15 protein-coding genes are annotated in these 16,753 nt (G+C 67.6%); 7 read left to right on the top strand and 8 right to left on the bottom strand.

The window, feature by feature from the left end; all coding sequences use genetic code 11:
* The first annotated feature begins 59 nt into the window (after nucleotides 1-59).
* The 3 genes from N7590_RS07185 (at nucleotide 60) to N7590_RS07175 (ending at nucleotide 4,349) form a co-directional block, all read left to right on the top strand.
* A complete protein-coding gene (locus N7590_RS07185) occupies nucleotides 60-2,069 on the top strand; it encodes a M13 family metallopeptidase (RefSeq protein WP_164241465.1) in 2,010 nt (669 codons plus the stop codon).
* Nucleotides 2,070-2,194: 125 nt separating this feature from the next.
* Nucleotides 2,195-2,689 (top strand): VOC family protein, encoded by a 495-nt coding sequence (locus tag N7590_RS07180; RefSeq protein ID WP_053509374.1) that lies wholly within the window; start codon nucleotides 2,195-2,197, stop codon nucleotides 2,687-2,689.
* 76 nt (nucleotides 2,690-2,765) lie between these two features.
* Nucleotides 2,766-4,349, top strand: coding sequence for an NAD(P)/FAD-dependent oxidoreductase (locus N7590_RS07175; RefSeq protein WP_164241464.1), 1,584 nt, complete (start codon nucleotides 2,766-2,768; stop codon nucleotides 4,347-4,349).
* A 170-nt stretch (nucleotides 4,350-4,519) separates the two neighbouring features.
* On the opposite strand, the gene N7590_RS07170 is transcribed toward N7590_RS07175, so the two are convergent.
* The 7 genes from N7590_RS07170 to N7590_RS07140 form a co-directional block, all read right to left on the bottom strand.
* Nucleotides 4,520-5,194: a rhomboid family intramembrane serine protease gene (locus N7590_RS07170; protein WP_008267505.1), complete on the bottom strand. Its 675-nt coding sequence runs from the start codon at nucleotides 5,192-5,194 to the stop codon at nucleotides 4,520-4,522.
* A gap of 93 nt (nucleotides 5,195-5,287) precedes the next feature.
* Nucleotides 5,288-5,626: an MGMT family protein gene (locus N7590_RS07165; RefSeq protein WP_230078917.1), complete on the bottom strand. Its 339-nt coding sequence runs from the start codon at nucleotides 5,624-5,626 to the stop codon at nucleotides 5,288-5,290.
* A complete protein-coding gene (locus N7590_RS07160; RefSeq protein ID WP_049457775.1) occupies nucleotides 5,623-6,543 on the bottom strand; it encodes a DMT family transporter in 921 nt (306 codons plus the stop codon). The genes N7590_RS07165 and N7590_RS07160 overlap by 4 nt, the downstream gene beginning before the upstream one ends.
* 186 nt (nucleotides 6,544-6,729) lie before the next feature.
* Nucleotides 6,730-8,088, bottom strand: coding sequence for a glutathione-disulfide reductase (gene gorA, locus N7590_RS07155; protein WP_164241463.1), 1,359 nt, complete (start codon nucleotides 8,086-8,088; stop codon nucleotides 6,730-6,732).
* Nucleotides 8,085-9,335 carry an FAD-dependent oxidoreductase gene (locus N7590_RS07150; protein ID WP_164241462.1) on the bottom strand — a complete coding sequence of 417 codons (1,251 nt, stop codon included), beginning with the start codon at nucleotides 9,333-9,335 and terminating at the stop codon, nucleotides 8,085-8,087. Before N7590_RS07150 ends, gorA begins: the two co-directional genes overlap by 4 nt.
* A 3-nt stretch (nucleotides 9,336-9,338) precedes the next feature.
* Nucleotides 9,339-10,583 (bottom strand): DUF418 domain-containing protein, encoded by a 1,245-nt coding sequence (locus N7590_RS07145; protein ID WP_053509365.1) that lies wholly within the window; start codon nucleotides 10,581-10,583, stop codon nucleotides 9,339-9,341.
* A 99-nt stretch (nucleotides 10,584-10,682) separates the two neighbouring features.
* The gene (locus tag N7590_RS07140) at nucleotides 10,683-11,165 is read right to left on the bottom strand and encodes a peptidylprolyl isomerase (protein WP_008266927.1); all 483 of its coding nucleotides are present in this window, start codon (nucleotides 11,163-11,165) and stop codon (nucleotides 10,683-10,685) included.
* 111 nt (nucleotides 11,166-11,276) lie between these two features.
* Here N7590_RS07140 and N7590_RS07135 point away from each other — a divergent pair, with 111 nt between their 5' ends.
* Both N7590_RS07135 and N7590_RS07130 read left to right on the top strand, forming a co-directional pair.
* Complete coding sequence (locus tag N7590_RS07135; protein WP_053509406.1) at nucleotides 11,277-11,816, top strand: C40 family peptidase; 540 nt, start codon at nucleotides 11,277-11,279, stop codon at nucleotides 11,814-11,816.
* Between the two features lie 197 nt (nucleotides 11,817-12,013).
* Nucleotides 12,014-12,721, top strand: a complete 708-nt coding sequence (locus N7590_RS07130; RefSeq protein WP_230078916.1) for a C40 family peptidase — start codon at nucleotides 12,014-12,016, stop codon at nucleotides 12,719-12,721.
* A 196-nt stretch (nucleotides 12,722-12,917) separates the two neighbouring features.
* On the opposite strand, the gene N7590_RS07125 is transcribed toward N7590_RS07130, so the two are convergent.
* Complete coding sequence (locus N7590_RS07125; protein WP_133935241.1) at nucleotides 12,918-14,252, bottom strand: dicarboxylate/amino acid:cation symporter; 1,335 nt, start codon at nucleotides 14,250-14,252, stop codon at nucleotides 12,918-12,920.
* A gap of 153 nt (nucleotides 14,253-14,405) precedes the next feature.
* Between N7590_RS07125 and N7590_RS07120 the strand changes: the two genes are divergently transcribed.
* On the top strand, nucleotides 14,406-16,112 hold the full coding sequence (locus tag N7590_RS07120) for an alkaline phosphatase (RefSeq protein ID WP_164241461.1): 1,707 nt from the start codon (nucleotides 14,406-14,408) through the stop codon (nucleotides 16,110-16,112).
* Entirely contained in the window at nucleotides 16,109-16,654 is a 546-nt protein-coding gene (locus tag N7590_RS07115; protein WP_164241460.1) for a WG repeat-containing protein, read from the top strand. The genes N7590_RS07120 and N7590_RS07115 overlap by 4 nt, the downstream gene beginning before the upstream one ends.
* The last annotated feature ends 99 nt before the right edge of the window (nucleotides 16,655-16,753 follow it).

Below are 16,753 nucleotides of genomic sequence, written 5' to 3'. Positions count from 1 at the left end.
CGTCGATGCCCGGCTTGCTATAGTGCGCGCGCCCTCAATCCATCACGGATTCGTTCCACATGCCCAACTTCCGTCCGCTTGCCATCGCCCTGGGCATCAGCCTGGCGACCCTGGTCCCGACCCACGATGCGTTTGCCGCCGCCAAGAAGAAGGCCGCCCGCGCCCCGGCTGTCAGTGCCCAGTGCAGCGACTTCTACGACGCCACCAACGCAGGCTGGCTGAAGGCCAACCCCGTACCGCAGACCGGTGCCACCACCGCACTGGGACAGCTGGTCGATCGCAGCCGCCAGCAGCAGCGCGAACTGCTCGATGCCGCGATGAAGTCGCCGCAGGGCAACGTGCAGAAGCTGCTGGGTGACTTCTGGGCCAGCGGCCTGGACGAAGCCGCGGTGGAAGCCGACGGTTCCAACCCGATCGCCCCGCTGCTGACCCGCATCAACGCCATCAAGAAGGCCAAGGACGTGCCGGCGTCGATCGCCGCGCTGCACCAGGTCGGCATCCCGGTGGCCTTCAACTTCGGCCCCGACGTGGACCTGAAGGCGCTGGACCGTCACATCGGCTATTTCATGCAGGGCGGCATGGGCCTGCCGGACCCGGCGTTCTATACCCGTACCGACGCCGATACCGTGGCGCTGATGGGTCGCTACCGCGCCTACGTCAAGCAGATCCTGGCGCTGACCGGCACCCCGGCCGCCAAGCTGGATGCCGAATCGCAGTCGGTGATCGCGCTGGAAACCGAGCTGGCGCGCAACGCGCAGTCGCTGGCCGGCATCAACAATCCGTTCAACAACTACGCGCCGATCTCCACCAAGGAGCTCAACAGCCGCTACCGCAACCTGCAGCTGGATGCCTTCCTGAAGGCCCAGGGCGTGGATGACGACCTGGTCTCGCTGGCCGACCCGAGCCTGTTCAAGCAGCTCGACGGCATGGTCACCAAGCTCAAGCCGGACCAGTGGAAGGCCTACCTGCGCTGGCGCGTGGGTGACGCAATGGCGCCGTACCTGTCCAAGGCCTACCGCGATGCCGAGTTCGAATTCCGCGGCCGCGTGCTGCGTGGCGAAACCCTGCCGCCGCAGCGCTGGGAAGACGTGCTGGATGCGATCAACGTGGCCGCCGGCCCGATGGTCGGCCGCGAGTACGCCGCGCGTTACCTGTCGGCCGAAGACCGTCGCCAGGCGGCGTGGATCGTCGACAAGGTCCGCGAAGTGCAGATCGAGGCGGTCAAGAACAGCAGCTGGATGAGCGCCGAAGCCAAGACCGAAGCGCAGGCCAAGCTGGCCGCGCTGAAGATCGAGATCGGCACCCCGCTGCGCGACCTGGACTACAGCGTGCAGCCGATGGGCCGTGGCTCGTTCGGCGGCAACATGCTGATCGCTTCGACCTGGCGCCATCGCGAGGAAATGAAGCGCATCGGCAAGGGCAACGCCGACCGTCGCTGGGACGTGCTGCCGCAGCAGCCGTCGCTGGCCTACGACCTGGCGCAGAACCGCCTGATCGTTACCGCCGCGATCCTGCAGGGCCCGGTGTTCAACGCCAAGGCTGACGCCGCCGACAAGTTCGGCAGCTTCGGTGGCCTGGTCGGCCACGAGCTGACCCGTGCGATCGATGCCAAGGGTGCACTGGTCGATGCCAAGGGCGAGCTGCGCAGCTGGTGGACCCCGGCCGACAAGACCGCCTGGACCCTGCTCGGCAACCGCGTGGCCGCACAGTACGGCGCCTATGATTTCCCGGGCGTGAAGGGTGCCAAAGTCAACGGCACACTCACCCAGGAAGAGAACCTGGCCGACATCGCCGGCCTGGAACTGGCCTGGGCCGCGTACACCGCACAGGAACCGAAGGCCAAGCAGGCACAGCAGCAGGGCTTCTTCCGCGCCTGGTCGGCGCTGTGGGCACAGCAGCTGTCGCCGAACGAAGCCGTGCGCCGCCTGACCGCCGACATCCGCGCGCCGGGCCTGTGGCGCAGCAATGGCACGCTGGCCAACCTGCCGGCCTTCGGTGCCACCTTCAGCTGCAAGGCCGGCCAGCCGATGCAGCGCAGCGAGGCCGAGCAGATCAAGGTCTGGCGCTGAGCCTGCTGATGAACCGGTAACACAGGGGGCGCCTTCGGGCGCCCTTTTTTTTTGCGGGTGCAGCACGATCCGGGGTTAACACCGGGCATGCTATCGCTGCTGCCTCGTCCATCGTGGAGCCCGACATGGCACACAAGAACACGATCTGTGTCTGGTATGACAACGGCGCGCTCGAGGCCGCCACCTTCTACGCCAGCATCCTGCCCGACAGCGCGGTGACCGCCGTGCATCACGCGCCCGGTGACTATCCCGACGGCAAGGAAGGCAATGTGCTTACCGTCGAGTTCACCGTCTGTGGCATTCCCTGCGTCGGCCTCAACGGCGGTACCGCGTTCAAGCACAGCGAAGCGTTCTCCTTCCAGATCCAGACCGAAGACCAGGCCGAGACCGACCGCCTGTGGAGCGCGATCGTCGGCAACGGCGGCCAGGAGAGCCAATGCGGCTGGTGCAAGGACCGCTGGGGCATCTCCTGGCAGATCAGCCCGCGCATGCTGATCGAAGCGGTGACCAGCCAGGACAAGGCGCTGGCCAAGCGCGCCTTCAACGCGATGATGCCGATGAAGAAGATCGACATCGCCACCATTGAGGCGGCGATCAAAAAAGGGGACGGAGGGGATTAAGTCGTTTTCCCCCACTGCCTGCGCTGCAATGCGAATTGCGACTTGATCCCCTCCGTCCCCTTTTTCCGAGGCGCTGATGACCTGGGATGCGATCGTCGTTGGTGGTGGCCACAACGGCCTGGTCTGCGCGGCCTATCTGGCGCGCGCCGGAAAGAAGGTGCTGGTTCTGGAACGTCGGGGCGTTCTCGGCGGTGCGGCGGTCACCGAGGAATTCCATCCCGGCTTCCGCAACTCGGTCGCGTCGTACACGGTGTCATTGCTGCAGCCCAAGGTGATCGACGACCTGCGACTGCATGCGCATGGGCTGCGCATCGTCGCGCGTCCGGCCAACAACTTCCTGCCGCTGCCGGATGGCCGCTATCTGTTGTCGGCACCGGGCCGCACCCAGGCCGAGGTCGCGAAGTTCTCCGAGCGGGATGCGCAGCGCCTGCCTGAATATGAGGCACGTCTGGAGATCTTCGCCGACGTCCTGCGCGCGTGGGCCCTGCGCGCACCGCCGGATATTGGCGTTGCAGGTGGTTGGCGTGCCCTGCCCGCCCTGTGGCAGATGGGTCGTCTCGGGCGCGAACTGTCGACGCTGGATCCCTCGCTGCGGCAGGAACTGCTGGACCTGTTCACGCTGTCGGCAGCGGAGTATCTGGATCGCTGGTTCCAGAGCGAGCCGATCAAGGCGCTGTTCGGTTTCGATGGCATCGTCGGCAACTACGCCAGCCCGTATACCCCGGGCAGTGCCTACGTGCTGCTGCACCACGTGTTCGGCCAGTGCAACGGCGTAAAGGGCGCTTGGGGCCACGCGATCGGTGGCATGGGTGCGATCAGCCAGGCCATCGCCGCCTCGGCGCGCGCGGCCGGTGCGGAACTGCGCGTGCAGGCCGGCGTGCAGCGCATTCTGATCGAGCAGGGCCGCGCGGTGGGCGTGGAACTGGCCAACGGCGAAACCCTGCGCGCACGCGCGGTGATCGCCAACGTCAACCCGAAACTGCTCTACGAACATCTGCTGGAACCGGCGCACGTACCGCCCGCCACACGCGAACGCATGGCGAACTGGCGCTGCGGGTCCGGCACGTTCCGGATGAACGTGGCGCTGTCGCGGCTGCCGGAGTTCCGCGCCCTGCCCGGCCCCGGCGATCACCTCAGCGCCGGCATCATCATGGCGCCCAGCCTGGACTACATGGACCGCGCCTGGCTGGATGCGCGCCGCGAGGGCTGGTCACGCGAACCGATCGTGGAGATGCTGATTCCGAGTACGCTGGACGATTCGCTGGCACCGCCCGGGCAGCATGTGGCCAGCCTGTTCTGCCAGCACGTGGCACCGGTGCTGCCCGACGGCCGCCACTGGGATGATCATCGGGACACCGTAGCCGACCTGATGATCGCCACCGTCGAACGCTATGCGCCAGGGTTCGCCGGCAGCGTGCTGGGCCGCCAGGTGCTGTCACCGCTGGATCTTGAACGGACCTTCGGCCTGATCGGTGGCGACATCTTCCACGGTGCGCTCAGTGTCAACCAGTTGTTCTCGGCGCGGCCGATGGTCGGCCAGGCCGGCTACCGCGGCGCCCTGCCCGGGCTGTACCTGTGCGGTTCGGGCACCCATCCGGGCGGCGGCGTTACCGGTGCACCGGGGCACAATGCCGCGCAGGTGGTGTTGCAGGATGGGTAGGTGCCAACCTTGGTTGGCACAGAGCGGCAGAGCGAACGCCAACCAAGGTTGGCATCTACCGCGTCAAATGATCCCATTCAAAGCGTGCCAACCAAGGTTGGCACCTACCCGCGTGGGACAAGGTGTGCCGACCAACGGTCGGCACCTACAGCGTCAAATGATCCTTCGGATCATTTGACGCTGCGCAGGTGGTTCGGTCGATTCGGTGGGCCCGGCGGGCGGCGCTTGTTGAACGGCGGCTGCCCGCGCCAGTAGCGGATCAGCAACCAGCCGAACAGCATGCCGCCCAGGTGCGCGAAGTGGGCCACGCCCGGCTGCCAGCCGGTCATGCCCAGCACCAGTTCACCCACACCGAACAGGATCACAAAGGTCCGTGCCTTCATCGGGATCGGCGGGAACAGCAGCATCACCCGCTGGTTGGGGAACAGCATGCCGTAGGCCAGCAGCAGGCCGAACACTCCGCCGGACGCACCCAGCACGGTGGCCGGGTTTTCCAGCAGGGTTCCTACCAGCAGCTGGCAGACACCGGCGCCGGCCACGCAGACCAGGTAGTACAGCAGGAAGCGCTTCTCGCCCCAGGTCTGCTCCAGCGGCGCACCGAACATGAAGACTGCCAGCATGTTGAAGAACAGGTGGCCGAAGCTGCCATGCAGGAAGCCATAGGTCAGCAGCTGCCACGGCTGGAAGTTGCCGCCCGGCGAGAACGCATCGAAGCCCTGCTGCAACGGTTGCAGCATGAACGGCTCGAAGGTCTGCATGCCGAGCAGGAACGGCTGCTGCAGCAGGAACAGGATCGCGTTGGCGATCAGCAGGGCCTTGGTGACGGTTGGCAGTCGCGGGAACATGGGAGCACCGGCATGGATCGGCCTCCATCATAGCCGCAGCACCCGGCCTTGTTGGCGACCGCCAGGCACGGCCTGTTCAGTCGCCAGCCGCGCTCAGCCGGGTCCCCACACCGCCGCATCCAGCGCCGCGGCCGGATCGGTGGCCGGCATCCGCACCCGGCCGTTCTCCACCACCACGCCTTCGGCGCGCAGCCGCTGTGATTGTTCGTGCCAGCCGGCCGAGCCTTCTTCCATGGCGATGCGCCCATCCGAGCGCAGCACGCGATGCCAGGGCAGGTCCGGGTCGTCGTTCTGGCCGAGGATGCGCGCGGTCAGCCGTGCCCGCCCGGGCAGGCCGGCACGCATCGCCACCTGCCCGTAGCCCATCACCTGTCCCGCCGGAATCGCACGGATCACCGCCAGGATGCGCGCGCGCGCCTGCTCCGGCGTCAGCGCCGCAGGCGGGTCACCAGCAGAACGCCGATCAGCACCAGCACGGTGCCGGCGATCTGCGCCGGCCCCATCGGTTCGTCGAGCAGCCATAGGCTCATCACGATGGTGGAAACAGGGCCCAGCATACCGACCTGTGCGGCCAGCGACGAACCCACGCGCTGCACCGCCAGCATGATCGCCAGTACCGGCAACACGGTGCACACGGTCGCGTTGACCAGCGACAGCCACTGCACCGGCGCCGGCGCCTGCCACAGCAGCGGCAGCGGATGGGTGACCGCGAAATGCAGCAGCACCAGCACGCTGGCCACGCAGCTGGCGTAGGCGGTCAGCCGTACCGCACCGATGCGCGCGACCACCTGGCCGCTGCCGAACAGGTACAGTGCGTAGCTGAGCGCACTGCCCAGCACCAGCAGGCTGCCGATGATGATCTGCCCGCCCTCGCGCTGCAGGTCGTGGCCGAACGCCAGCAGCACGCCCAGATAGCTCAGCACCAGCGCGCCGACCTGCCATCGGCCGGGTCGCTGGCGTGCCAGCAGCACATTGATCAGCAGCACCAGGGTCGGGTTCAAGTACAGGATCAGCCGTTCCAGGGTCACGCTGATGTACTGCAGCCCCTGGAAGTCGAGCAGGCTGGACAGGTAGTAGCCGGTGAAACCCAGCCACAGCACCCGGGCGCGGTCGGCCCATGACAACGGCTCGGCCCGGCGCGCGGCCCACAGCGCCATCAGCACGAACAGGGGCAATGCCATCAGCATGCGCAGCGCGAGCAGCGTGGTGGCATCCACGCCGTGGCGCAGCCCGAGCTTGACGATGATTGCCTTGCCGGAGGCGGCGATGGCGCCGATCGCGGCCAGGCCAATGCCCCCCAGCGCGATGCGAGGGGAGGCGGTGGCGATACGGGAAGCAGGGCTGGACATCAGGACGACGGCAGGCCGCGCGGGGCGGCCCGGGAAGGCGTGGGGGCGGCCATTGTCGCATGGGGGCGACCGGTGCCCGCCCCGGTAGCGCTGAGCGTGCCCGAATGCCGCCTTCTGTAGCGTCGAGCCATGCTCGACTGCTTTCGCACGGCAGCCGAGCATGGCTCGACTCTACAACGGCCCGGCTCAGCGCATCAGCACCACTTCCTCGGCCGAGGTCGGATGGATCGCCACGGTGTCATCGAACTGGGCCTTGGTCGCGCCCATCTTCACCGCCACCGCGAAGCCCTGCAGGATTTCATCAGCCGCTTCACCCAGCAGGTGGATGCCCACCACCCGTTCCTCCGGGCCGGCGCAGACCATCTTGAACAGGCTGCGCTGGGTACCATTGGCCAGCGCCTGCAGCATCGGGCGGAAACGACTGTGGTACACGCTCACCTGCTCGAAACGCGCGCGCGCTTCTTCCTCGCTCATGCCCACCGCGCCCAACGGCGGGTGCGAGAACACCACGCTGGCCACATTCTCGTAGTCCATCTTCGACTGCGGGCGGCCACCGAACAGGCGGTCCATCAGCCGCCGCGATGCCGCCACTGCCACCGGGGTCAGGCCGACCCTGCCGGCGATGTCACCCACGGCATGCACGCTCGGCACGCTGGTGGTCTGCCACTCATCCACCTGCACCTGCTGGTGTTCGCCGATGCCGATGCCAAGTGCCTCCAGTCCCAGATCACGGCTGTTTCCGCGCCGGCCGGTGGCGAAGAACACCGCATCGAACACGCTGTCGAGCGGACCGTCGTGGCCGAAGGCGCGCACGCGCTCGCCATCGCGCTGCAGTTCGCGCAGGCGGTAGTCGAAATGAATTCGCACGCCCTGCTGCTTCAGGTTCTCGGCCAGCTGATCGGTCAGCTCGTAGTCGAAGCGTTCCAGCAGGCGCTTGCCGCGCACCAGCAGGCTCACGCGGCTGCCCAGCGCCTGCAGCAGGCCCGCCAGTTCCACCGCGATGTAGCCACCGCCGATGATCGCGACCTCGGCCGGTGCCGCACGCAGATCGAAGAAGTCATCAGACACCAGGCCCAGTTCGGCGCCCGGAATGTCCGGCCGCAGCGGGTGCGCGCCGGTGGCGATCAGGATGTGCTCGGCGCTGTAGCGCACGCCATCGCTGCAGGCCACCGTGTGCGCATCGAGCAGGTGGCCGCGCGCCGGAATGCGCACCACGCCGGTCTCGTCCAGGCGCTTGTGGTAACTGGTGTGGATGTTGCTGATGTAGGCCTGGCGATGGATCACCAGTTCCTTCCACGACAGCGCCGGGCGGGCCTCGACATCGAAGCCCATCGCACTGGCCAGGCCGATGCGTTCGTGCAGGTCGGCCGCCAGCCACATCGCCTTCTTCGGCACGCAGCCGACATTGACGCAGGTACCGCCGAGTTCGCCCGGCTCCAGCATTGCCACCCGCTTGCCATGCTGCGCGGCGCGGATCGCACCGGCCAGGCCGGCGGAGCCGCCGCCAAGGACGATCAGGTCGTAATCATAGGGTGCAGTGCTCATCGGAATCGCTCGGGTCGGTAAGGGGCAGGATCGATCGCTGGGGTGCGGCCGCAGACGAGATCGGCGATCAGCTGGCCGGTGCCGGCGCTCGTGCTGATGCCGAGCATGCCATGCCCCGCTGCAAGCCAGACGTGAGGATGCGCGGGCGCACGGCCGATCAACGGCACGTCGTCCACGCTCATGGGTCGCCAACCGCACCACTGCTCCTGCAGCTGCGCACCGCGTGGCGCGCGCAGGTAGTGGTCGGCGGCCTGCTGCAGCGCGCGCAGGCGGGTCGCGCGCAAGCTTGGATCGGCACCGGCGAATTCCATGGTACCGCCCAGCCGCAGCGCTTCGCGCCAGGCGATCACGAACACGGAATGATCTTTCAGCACCACCGGCCGCTGCGGCACCAGCGCCGGCCGCGACCAGGTCAGCGAGTAGCCCTTGCCAGGCTGGATCGGCACGCGCAGATCCAGCTGCCGGGCCCAGTGCCGCGACCACGGCCCGGTGGCCAGTACCAGCTCGCGCGCGGCCAGCGACTGCCCACCCGCCTGCACGCGTACGCCCTGTGCGTCATCGCTGAATCCCTGTACGTCCATCTGCTCGTCGATCACCACGCCCTGCGCGCGCAGCACGCGTGCCAGCTCGGCGGTGTAGCGATCCGGCCGCAGCTGCGCGTCACCAGGAAAATGGATCGCGCCGGCCAGGCGATCGTGGAAGGCCGGATTCGCGCGCGCATAGTCGCCACCACCAATGCAGGTCGTGGCGATGCCCTGCGCGTTCAGTGCCTCGCATTCAGCCACATGGTGGTCGAAGTTGCGTGCATCGCCGAACACGTAGTCCAGCCCGCGCGCATCAAATTCGCAGTCAAGCGCATGTGCCTGCACCCACTCGGCCAGGCGCCGCCGCGAATCATCCAGCAGTGCGCCACGTGCACGCGTGGACTGCAGCCAGCGGCGGGCATTGCAGCGTGCGCCGAACTGCAGCAGCCAGCGCCACAGCGTGGGATCCAGCCGCGTACGCACGTACAGCGGCGCGCGTGGATCGAGCATCCAGCGCAACGCGCGCAGCGGCACCCCGGGCGCCGCCAGTGGCGGTGCGTGGCTGGGGGTGATGGTGCCGCAGTTGCCATGCGACGTCGCGCCCCCGACGCGCCCCCGGTCGATCACGCGCACCTGCCGGCCCTGCGCGCGCAACGCGAGCGCACTGGCCAGGCCGATGGCCCCGGCGCCGACCACGATCACGTCCTCGCGCGCCCTCGGCATCGATCAGCCCAGCCCGGCTCCGCGCCGCATCGGCGGCCACTGCCGGTAGGTCATCGCACGCCACAACCATTCCATGGGTCCGAAGCGGAAGTGGCGCAGCCACACGTGCGAGATACCGACCTGCACGGCAAACAGCAGCAGCGCGAACAGCATCTGCACACTGCGCGGCATCATCTCGAACCTGCCCAGTCCGTAGTGGTAAAAGACCCAGGTGCACAGCAACGACTGGCCGAGATAGTGGGTCAACGCCATGCGGCCGACCGGCGCCAGCCATGCCAGCCGCGTGTGCCAGTGCACGATCCACGCCAGGTAGCCCAGGCACATCGGCAGGCCGCCGATCGTCACCAGTGCCATTGCGGCTGTTACCGGCAGATCGTAAGCACCCGGTGCCAGGTACGGTTTCCAGGCAACACCCAGCACCGTGACCAGCAGGCCCAGCGGCAGCGCGATCCAGCGCAGCGAAGCGTACAGGCGTGGGAAGCGCTCCGGCGCGGCAAGCGCGCCACTGCCGGCGAACCAGCTGCCGATCAGGAACATGCCCAGCACTTCCGGGCCGGTGATCAGCAGCGCGCCCATCGAGGTACCGAACTCGCTCAAGCGTTGCACGGTGGCCTGCGCCCAGCTGCCCTGCCCGTATACCTGACGCTGCAGCGCGATGCTCTGCTGCGCTTCGCCGAGCATACCCTGCACCTCTTCGGCCGAGGCCATCGACACCATCGCGCCGACCAGCAGCATCATCGCCACGCCGCCGAGGTAGACGATCACGCCCATCCACGGCAGCCAGCTGCGCGGTGCCTCGCGGCAGGCCAGCAACGGTAGCGAGATCAGCGCGTACATCACCAGGATGTCGCCGGACCAAACCAGCAGCGCGTGGCACAGGCCGATCAGCAGCAGCCCGGCGCTGCGGCGCAGGTAGAACGGAGTGAAATTGCGTCCGGCCACGTCGGCGCGCTGCGCCATCACCGCAAAGCCGGCGCCGAACAGCAGCGAGAACAGGGTGAAGAACTTGCCCTGCACGAACACATAGACAAAGGCATCGGCCCAGTAGTCGATGCCCTGCCAGTGCACGTCGATGCCAGTGAACGCCAGGTCCAACGGGCCACTGAAGGCCTCGATGTTCATCAGCAGGATGCCCAGCAGGGCGGCACCACGCAGGATGTCCAGCACGGCGATGCGTTCGCCGGAAGCCATCGGCTGCAGGGAGGGAGAAGCGGCGTTCACGGGGCATCCGTCGGGCAGGTCCGCCATTATGCCGCCGGCCCACGCGCCATGGAGGCCCGCGCCGTGTTCCAGAAACGCAACGGCCCGCCGAAGCGGGCCGTTGCTGCCATCACGATCGCGCTGCGATCAGTGGTGGTGGCCGCCGTCGCCGTGGACGTGGCCGTGATCGATCTCTTCCTGGCCGGCTTCGCGCACATCGACGATTTCCACGTCGAAATGCAGGTCCTTGCCGGCCATCGGGTGGTTCAGGTCAACGTCGACCACGCTCATGCCGACCTTCTGCACGGTCACCGCACGCGGGCCGAAGTTGGTCTGCAGCACGACCTGCTGGCCCGGGGCCAGCTTGGTGTTGCCGAAGTGCTTCTTCGGCACGCGCTGGGACAGGCCCTCGCGGCGCTCGCCGTAGGCGTCGGCCGCAGTGACGTCGACGCTGAAGGTCGCGCCGGCTTCCTTGTCCATCATGGCGTTTTCCAGGCCCGGAATGATGTTGCCGTGGCCGATCAGGATCGCCAGCGGCTCGCCGCGGTCCTTGGACGATTCGATCGGCTCCTGGCCGACTTCGGAAACGGTGTAGTGGAAGCGGACAACGCGGTCTTTTTCGATCTTCATGCGCAACTCTGTCTGGATCTGCCGGAGGCAGGCGGGTTGGGGCGGGTTGTCGCCCGGCGGGGACGCCGCCATCATGACGGCCAATCCAAGGTGGCGCATTATCCGGAGATCATGCACATCACGCCAGTTTCGTCCGGCCTGCGCCGGCTCCTTGCCCCGGCCCTGCTGCTGGCCCTGCCCCTGCTGATGACCGCCTGTGGCGGCGGCAAGGCCACCCGGCCCTCGGCCCCCCCGCCGACCGCCCACTGGCCCAAGACCGTGCCGGACAACCCCGAGGCCGCCAACTCGGTGCTGATGCGTGCCATCAGCCTGGTCGGTACGCCCTACCGCTACGGCGGCAACACCCCCGATTCGGGCTTCGACTGCAGCGGTCTGGTCGCCTATGTCTACCGCGAGATGCTGGACCTGAAGCTGCCGCGCACCTCGCGTGACCTGGCGGCGGTACAGGGCCCGAAGATCGACCCACAGCGCCTGGCGACCGGCGACCTGGTGTTCTTTGGCAGCCGCGGCAACGTCACCCATGTCGGCATTTATGTCGGCGAAGGTCGTTTCGTGCACGCGCCGAGCACCGGCGGCACCGTCCGGCTCGACTCGCTCAGCGGGCCCTACTGGAAGGACCACTACACCGGCGCGAAACGTGTCCTTCGCTAAAATGAACAGGCGATATGCTCAAAACTGTGACGCACATCACTATAGAACTAACGGATTACTAACGGAATTTTTAACTTATTGACGCTTTTACAAGGCATGATGCCCCATCGTTTTTTTCCTGTGACCGACGCGTGACGACTGACGACCTGAAAAGCGAAGGCCAGACTTCCGTATCTTCACGTAGTGCCCGCCCGCTGTTGCTTGGCTTGGCACTGTGTCTGACCAGCCTTCCGGCATGGTCGCAGACTGCTCCGAATCGTTCCGATGTGACGCCGGCCCCGGTGGCCGAGAGCCCCGCCCGACCGGCCGCCAAGGCCGAGGCTGCCGCTCCGCAGCGCAGCCGCGTCGATGCCGCCGCCAGCGCGACCCTGGCCGCCCTGCTGCCGCACCTGGCCGCCAACGACACCATTCCGCTGATGGACCGCTCGGCCGTGGTGGCCGGCGATCTCAGCCGCCTGCTCGCCAACTACGACACCAGCAGCGCCGCCAATGGCAGCGTTGTCGGTACCGCCGCCGACAACGGCAAGGTGCAGTCGCTGCTGCGCCGTGCGATGACCCTGCTGGGCACCCCGTACCGTTGGGGTGGCAGCAACCCGGACAGCGGTTTCGACTGCAGTGGCCTGGTCGGCTACGTGTTCCGCTCCGCCCTCGGCATCGAGCTGCCGCGCGTCTCGCGCGAGATGGCCCACGATGACAACGCCGAACTGATCAACGACCGCACCGCGCTGGCCGCTGGCGACCTGGTGTTCTTCGGCCGCAAGGGCCGCGTGGACCACGTCGGCATCTACGTCGGTGACGGCCGCTTCCTGCACGCCCCGAGCTCGGGCAAGGACGTGCGCGTGGACACCCTGCTCAGTGGCTACTGGGGCAACAAGTTCATGCAGGCCCGCCGGGTCGATCTCTGACCTGACCGGTTGGCGCGACCGCGCCGCCTGACACGAGAAAGCCGCTGCCCTGCAGCGGCTTTTTTTTGTTGGGCCCGCAATAACGGATAGGCGCCGGCCCCCCCCGGTGGGTACCGACCGTTGGTCGGTACCGCATCAGCCGCCTGCCAAACAAAAGGCCCGCCGGTCAGGGCGGGCCTTTCATCGCTACGCAACCTCAGCCGCGTGGTGGTGTCGGGTCGGGGTCGTCCACGCCCACATTGCCGGACGGATTGTCGTACACCGCCTGATCCAGCAGGCCGGTTTCCTTGGCCACGATCACCGGCACCAGCATCTGGCCGGTCACATTGGTCATCGTGCGCATCATGTCCAGGATGCGGTCGATGGCATACAGGTAGCCAATGGTCTCCAGCGGCAGGTTGGCTGCGCTCAGCACCACCGTGGCCATGATCACTGCGGTGCCCGGCACGCCGGCGGTGCCGAAGCTGCCCAGCACCGAGGCGATCAGCACCACCACGTACTGCTCCGGAGTCAGCGGCACGCCGCTGTATTGCGCGATGAACACCGCGCACAGCGCCGGGTAGATCGCGCCGCAGCCATCCATCTTGATACTGGCGCCCAGCGGCACCGCGAACGAACCGTAGTCCTTGTTCACGCCCAGGTTGTGGGTGATCGAGCGCAGCGCCACCGGCATCGCCGCGAAGCTGGACGAGCTGACAAACGCCACCTGCATGCCCGGTGCCGCACCACGGAAGAACTTCAGCGGGTTCAGGCCGTGCGCCAGCAGCAGCGCGCTGTAGACCACCACGATGTGCAGGGCACAGGCCACGTACAGTGCCAGTACGAAATGACCCAGCGGCAGCAGCTTCTCGAACCCGTAGCTGCCGACCAGGCCGGCGATCAGGCCGAAGGTACCGATCGGGGTGACTTCCAGCACGAAACGGGTCACCTGGATCATGATGTCGCTCATCTGGCCGACCAGCTTGCGCGCCTCGGTCACCTTCTCGCCCAGCTTGACGATGGCAAAGCCGACCAGGCCTGCGAAGAAGATCACCGGCAGGATCGAGCCGCGACCGGCGGCCAGCACGGTTTCACCGGCCGCATTGACCTTGGTGCCGATGCCGGACAGCGCATAGAAGACATTGGCCGGCACCACGTCCAGCAGCACCTGCACCACGCTGGGCACTTCGCGCGGCACGTAGTTGCTGGCCATCGACAGCTGCAGGCCACCGGCGCCGGGCTGCAGCACGGTACCCACGCCCAGGCCGACGCACACCGCCAGCGCGGCGGTGATCACGAACCACAGGAAGGTGCGGCCACTGAGCGCGGCAACCGACTTCTGGCCGTGCAGTGACGAGATCGCATTGATGACCGCGAAGAACACCAGCGGCACCGCGATCATCTTGATCAGGGTGACGTACAGCTCGCCGAGCGGGCCGAACCACGTTTCTGCGGCCGGGCCCAGCGCCCAGCCGGCGAGCGCGCCGAGCACGAAGCCACCGACCACGCGCTGCCAGAATGGAATCCGCAGCCAGGCAGAGACCAGCTTCATAGGCAATCCAGAGGGGAAGAAGGGATGCTGGAACGATAGCCCAAGGCGGCCGGCAGAACGACCGCCCGGCCGGCAAATCAGTGTGTCATCGGCGTGCCTTGCGGGGCCGGGCATAATGAACGTCCCGTTACAGTTTGTGAGATCCCAGCGTCCATGCGCCGTTCCGTCTCCCTGTTGGCCGCCTGCGCCACCACCCTGCTGCTGGGCGCCTGCGCCAGCACCCCCCCCGCCTCTGCCCCGGCCGGCCTCAAGGTCGCCGTCGATCCCGTCGCCCACCCGGCCGGTGAGACCCCGCAGTGGTGGTACCGCAGCGGTGCCGCCCAGGCGGCCGCCAACGGCGCGATGTCCGGCAAGGCCAAGAACGTCATCCTGTTCCTGGGCGACGGCATGAGCCTGACCACCGTGGCCGCCTCGCGCATCTACGAGGGCCAGCAGAAGGGCGGTTCGGGCGAAGAGAACCTGCTGTCCTGGGAGCGCTTCCCGGCCACGGCGTTCAGCAAGACCTACAACACCGATTCGCAGACGCCGGATTCGGCCGGCACCATGACCGCCATCACCACCGGCGTGAAGACCCACATGGGTGCGATCGGCGTCAGCGCCGGCAGCCGCACCGACTGTGCCGACAGCCTGTCCAAGGGCCTGCTGACCTGGCTGCAGCTGGCCGACAGCGCCGGCCTGGCCACCGGCGTGGTGTCCACCGCACGCCTGACCCACGCCACCCCCGCCGCCACCTACGCGAACTCGCCCGAGCGCAATTGGGAAAACGACACCGACCTGACCGAAGCGGCCAAGGCGGCCGGCTGCAAGGACATCGCCCAGCAGCTGCTGTCGACCTCGCGCTATGGCCGTGGCCCGCTGGTCGCCCTCGGCGGCGGTCGCAGTGAATTCACCACCGTGGAAGAGCGCGACCCGGAGTATGACGACAAGGTCGGCCAGCGCCTGGACGGCCGCAGCCTGGTGCAGGAATGGCAGCAGGCGCACCCGCAGGGTGCCTACGTCTGGAACAGCAAGCAGCTGGCCGCCGCCGCCAATGCACCGGCCATTCTCGGCCTGTTCGAGCCGGACCACATGCGCTACGAGTATGAGCGCCCGCAGGATCCGGGCGGCGAGCCGAGCCTGGCCGAACTGACCGCCGCGGCGATCAAGAACCTGGCCAAGCACCAGGAGGGCTACGTGCTGATGATCGAGGGCGCGCGCATCGACCACGCCAATCACAGCGGCAACGCCTACCGTGCCCTGACCGAGACCGTGGCGCTGTCCGACGCGGTGCGCGTGGCCAACGAACTGACCTCGGCCGACGACACCCTGATCATCGTCACCGCCGACCACTCGCACACCCTGAACTTCGTCGGCTACCCGGCACGCGGCAACCCGATCCTGGGCAAGGTGAAGGACAAGGGCGGCGAAGACGGCGCCGGCAAGCTGGACTACGCGCTGGACGGCAGCGGCCAGCCGTACACCACCCTGACCTACGCCAATGGTCCGGGGCACACCGGCGCCAGCAACCAGCAGCCGGCCGGCGCCAAGCGCTACCCGCACAACCCGAGCAGTTTCGAACCGGCCAATGGCCGCCCGAACCTGCGCGAGGTCGACACCGAGCACCCGGACTACATGCAGGAAGCGCTGGTGCCGATGAAGTCCGAATCGCACGGTGGCGAGGACGTCGGCATCTGGGCCCGTGGCCCGGGCAGCAAGGCGATCCGCGGCACGCTGGAACAGAACGCGATCTACCACATGATCGTGCAGGCCACCCCGGCCCTGCGCGAACGCCTGTGCCAGGCCGGCACCTGCGACGACAAGGGCGTGCCGGTGCAGCTGCCGGCGCCGACCGCCTTCGAGCGCAAGGCCGAGGCCAAGTGATCGCGCGGCAGGCCCGCCCTGCCCCCGCCAGCGGCCGCCTCGCGCGGTCGGTGGTCCTGCTCGGCATGCTGGCCAGCAGCACTGCGCTGGCACAGGCACCGGCCTGCAAGCTGCTCACCGACGAGCACGGGTTGTGGCCGCTGCCCAACTGCGAGGTGGTCGATCACCGGCCCAGGATCCACCCCGACACGCTGAAAGACCTGAACTTCGACGACCACGGCCTGGCCGTGGTGTATGCCGACCAGGGTTTCCATTACGTCAACCGCAAGGGCCGCAGCCTGCCGGTGCTGACCTGGGACAACGGGCCGGAGACACCGCAGGAGGGCCTGCTGCGGGCCCGCGTCGGCAACCGCGTGGGCTACTTCGATCTGAAGTTCCGTCAGGCGGTTCCGGGCACCTTCGATTTCGGCTGGCCGTTCCGCGATGGCGTGGCCGAGGTCTGCAACGGATGCCGTCGGGGCACGCCGGATGCGGATGGGCACACCCCGATGGAAGGCGGAGAGCGGTTCCGCATCGACCGTTCGGGTCGTCGAGTGAAGTAGGGATTCGGCAGGGCTGCGCCCTGCACCTGCTGCAGGCCAGAGCAACAGCAACAGCCAAAGCGGCTCTGGTTTTCTGTGGGTTTGGCGGGCCGGTGTGGG

This window comes from Stenotrophomonas sp. GD04024, assembly GCF_029837545.1.
In the GTDB taxonomy this organism is placed as follows: Bacteria; Pseudomonadota; Gammaproteobacteria; order Xanthomonadales; family Xanthomonadaceae; genus Stenotrophomonas; species Stenotrophomonas forensis.
This window is presented reverse-complemented; position numbering and strand designations above follow the sequence as displayed.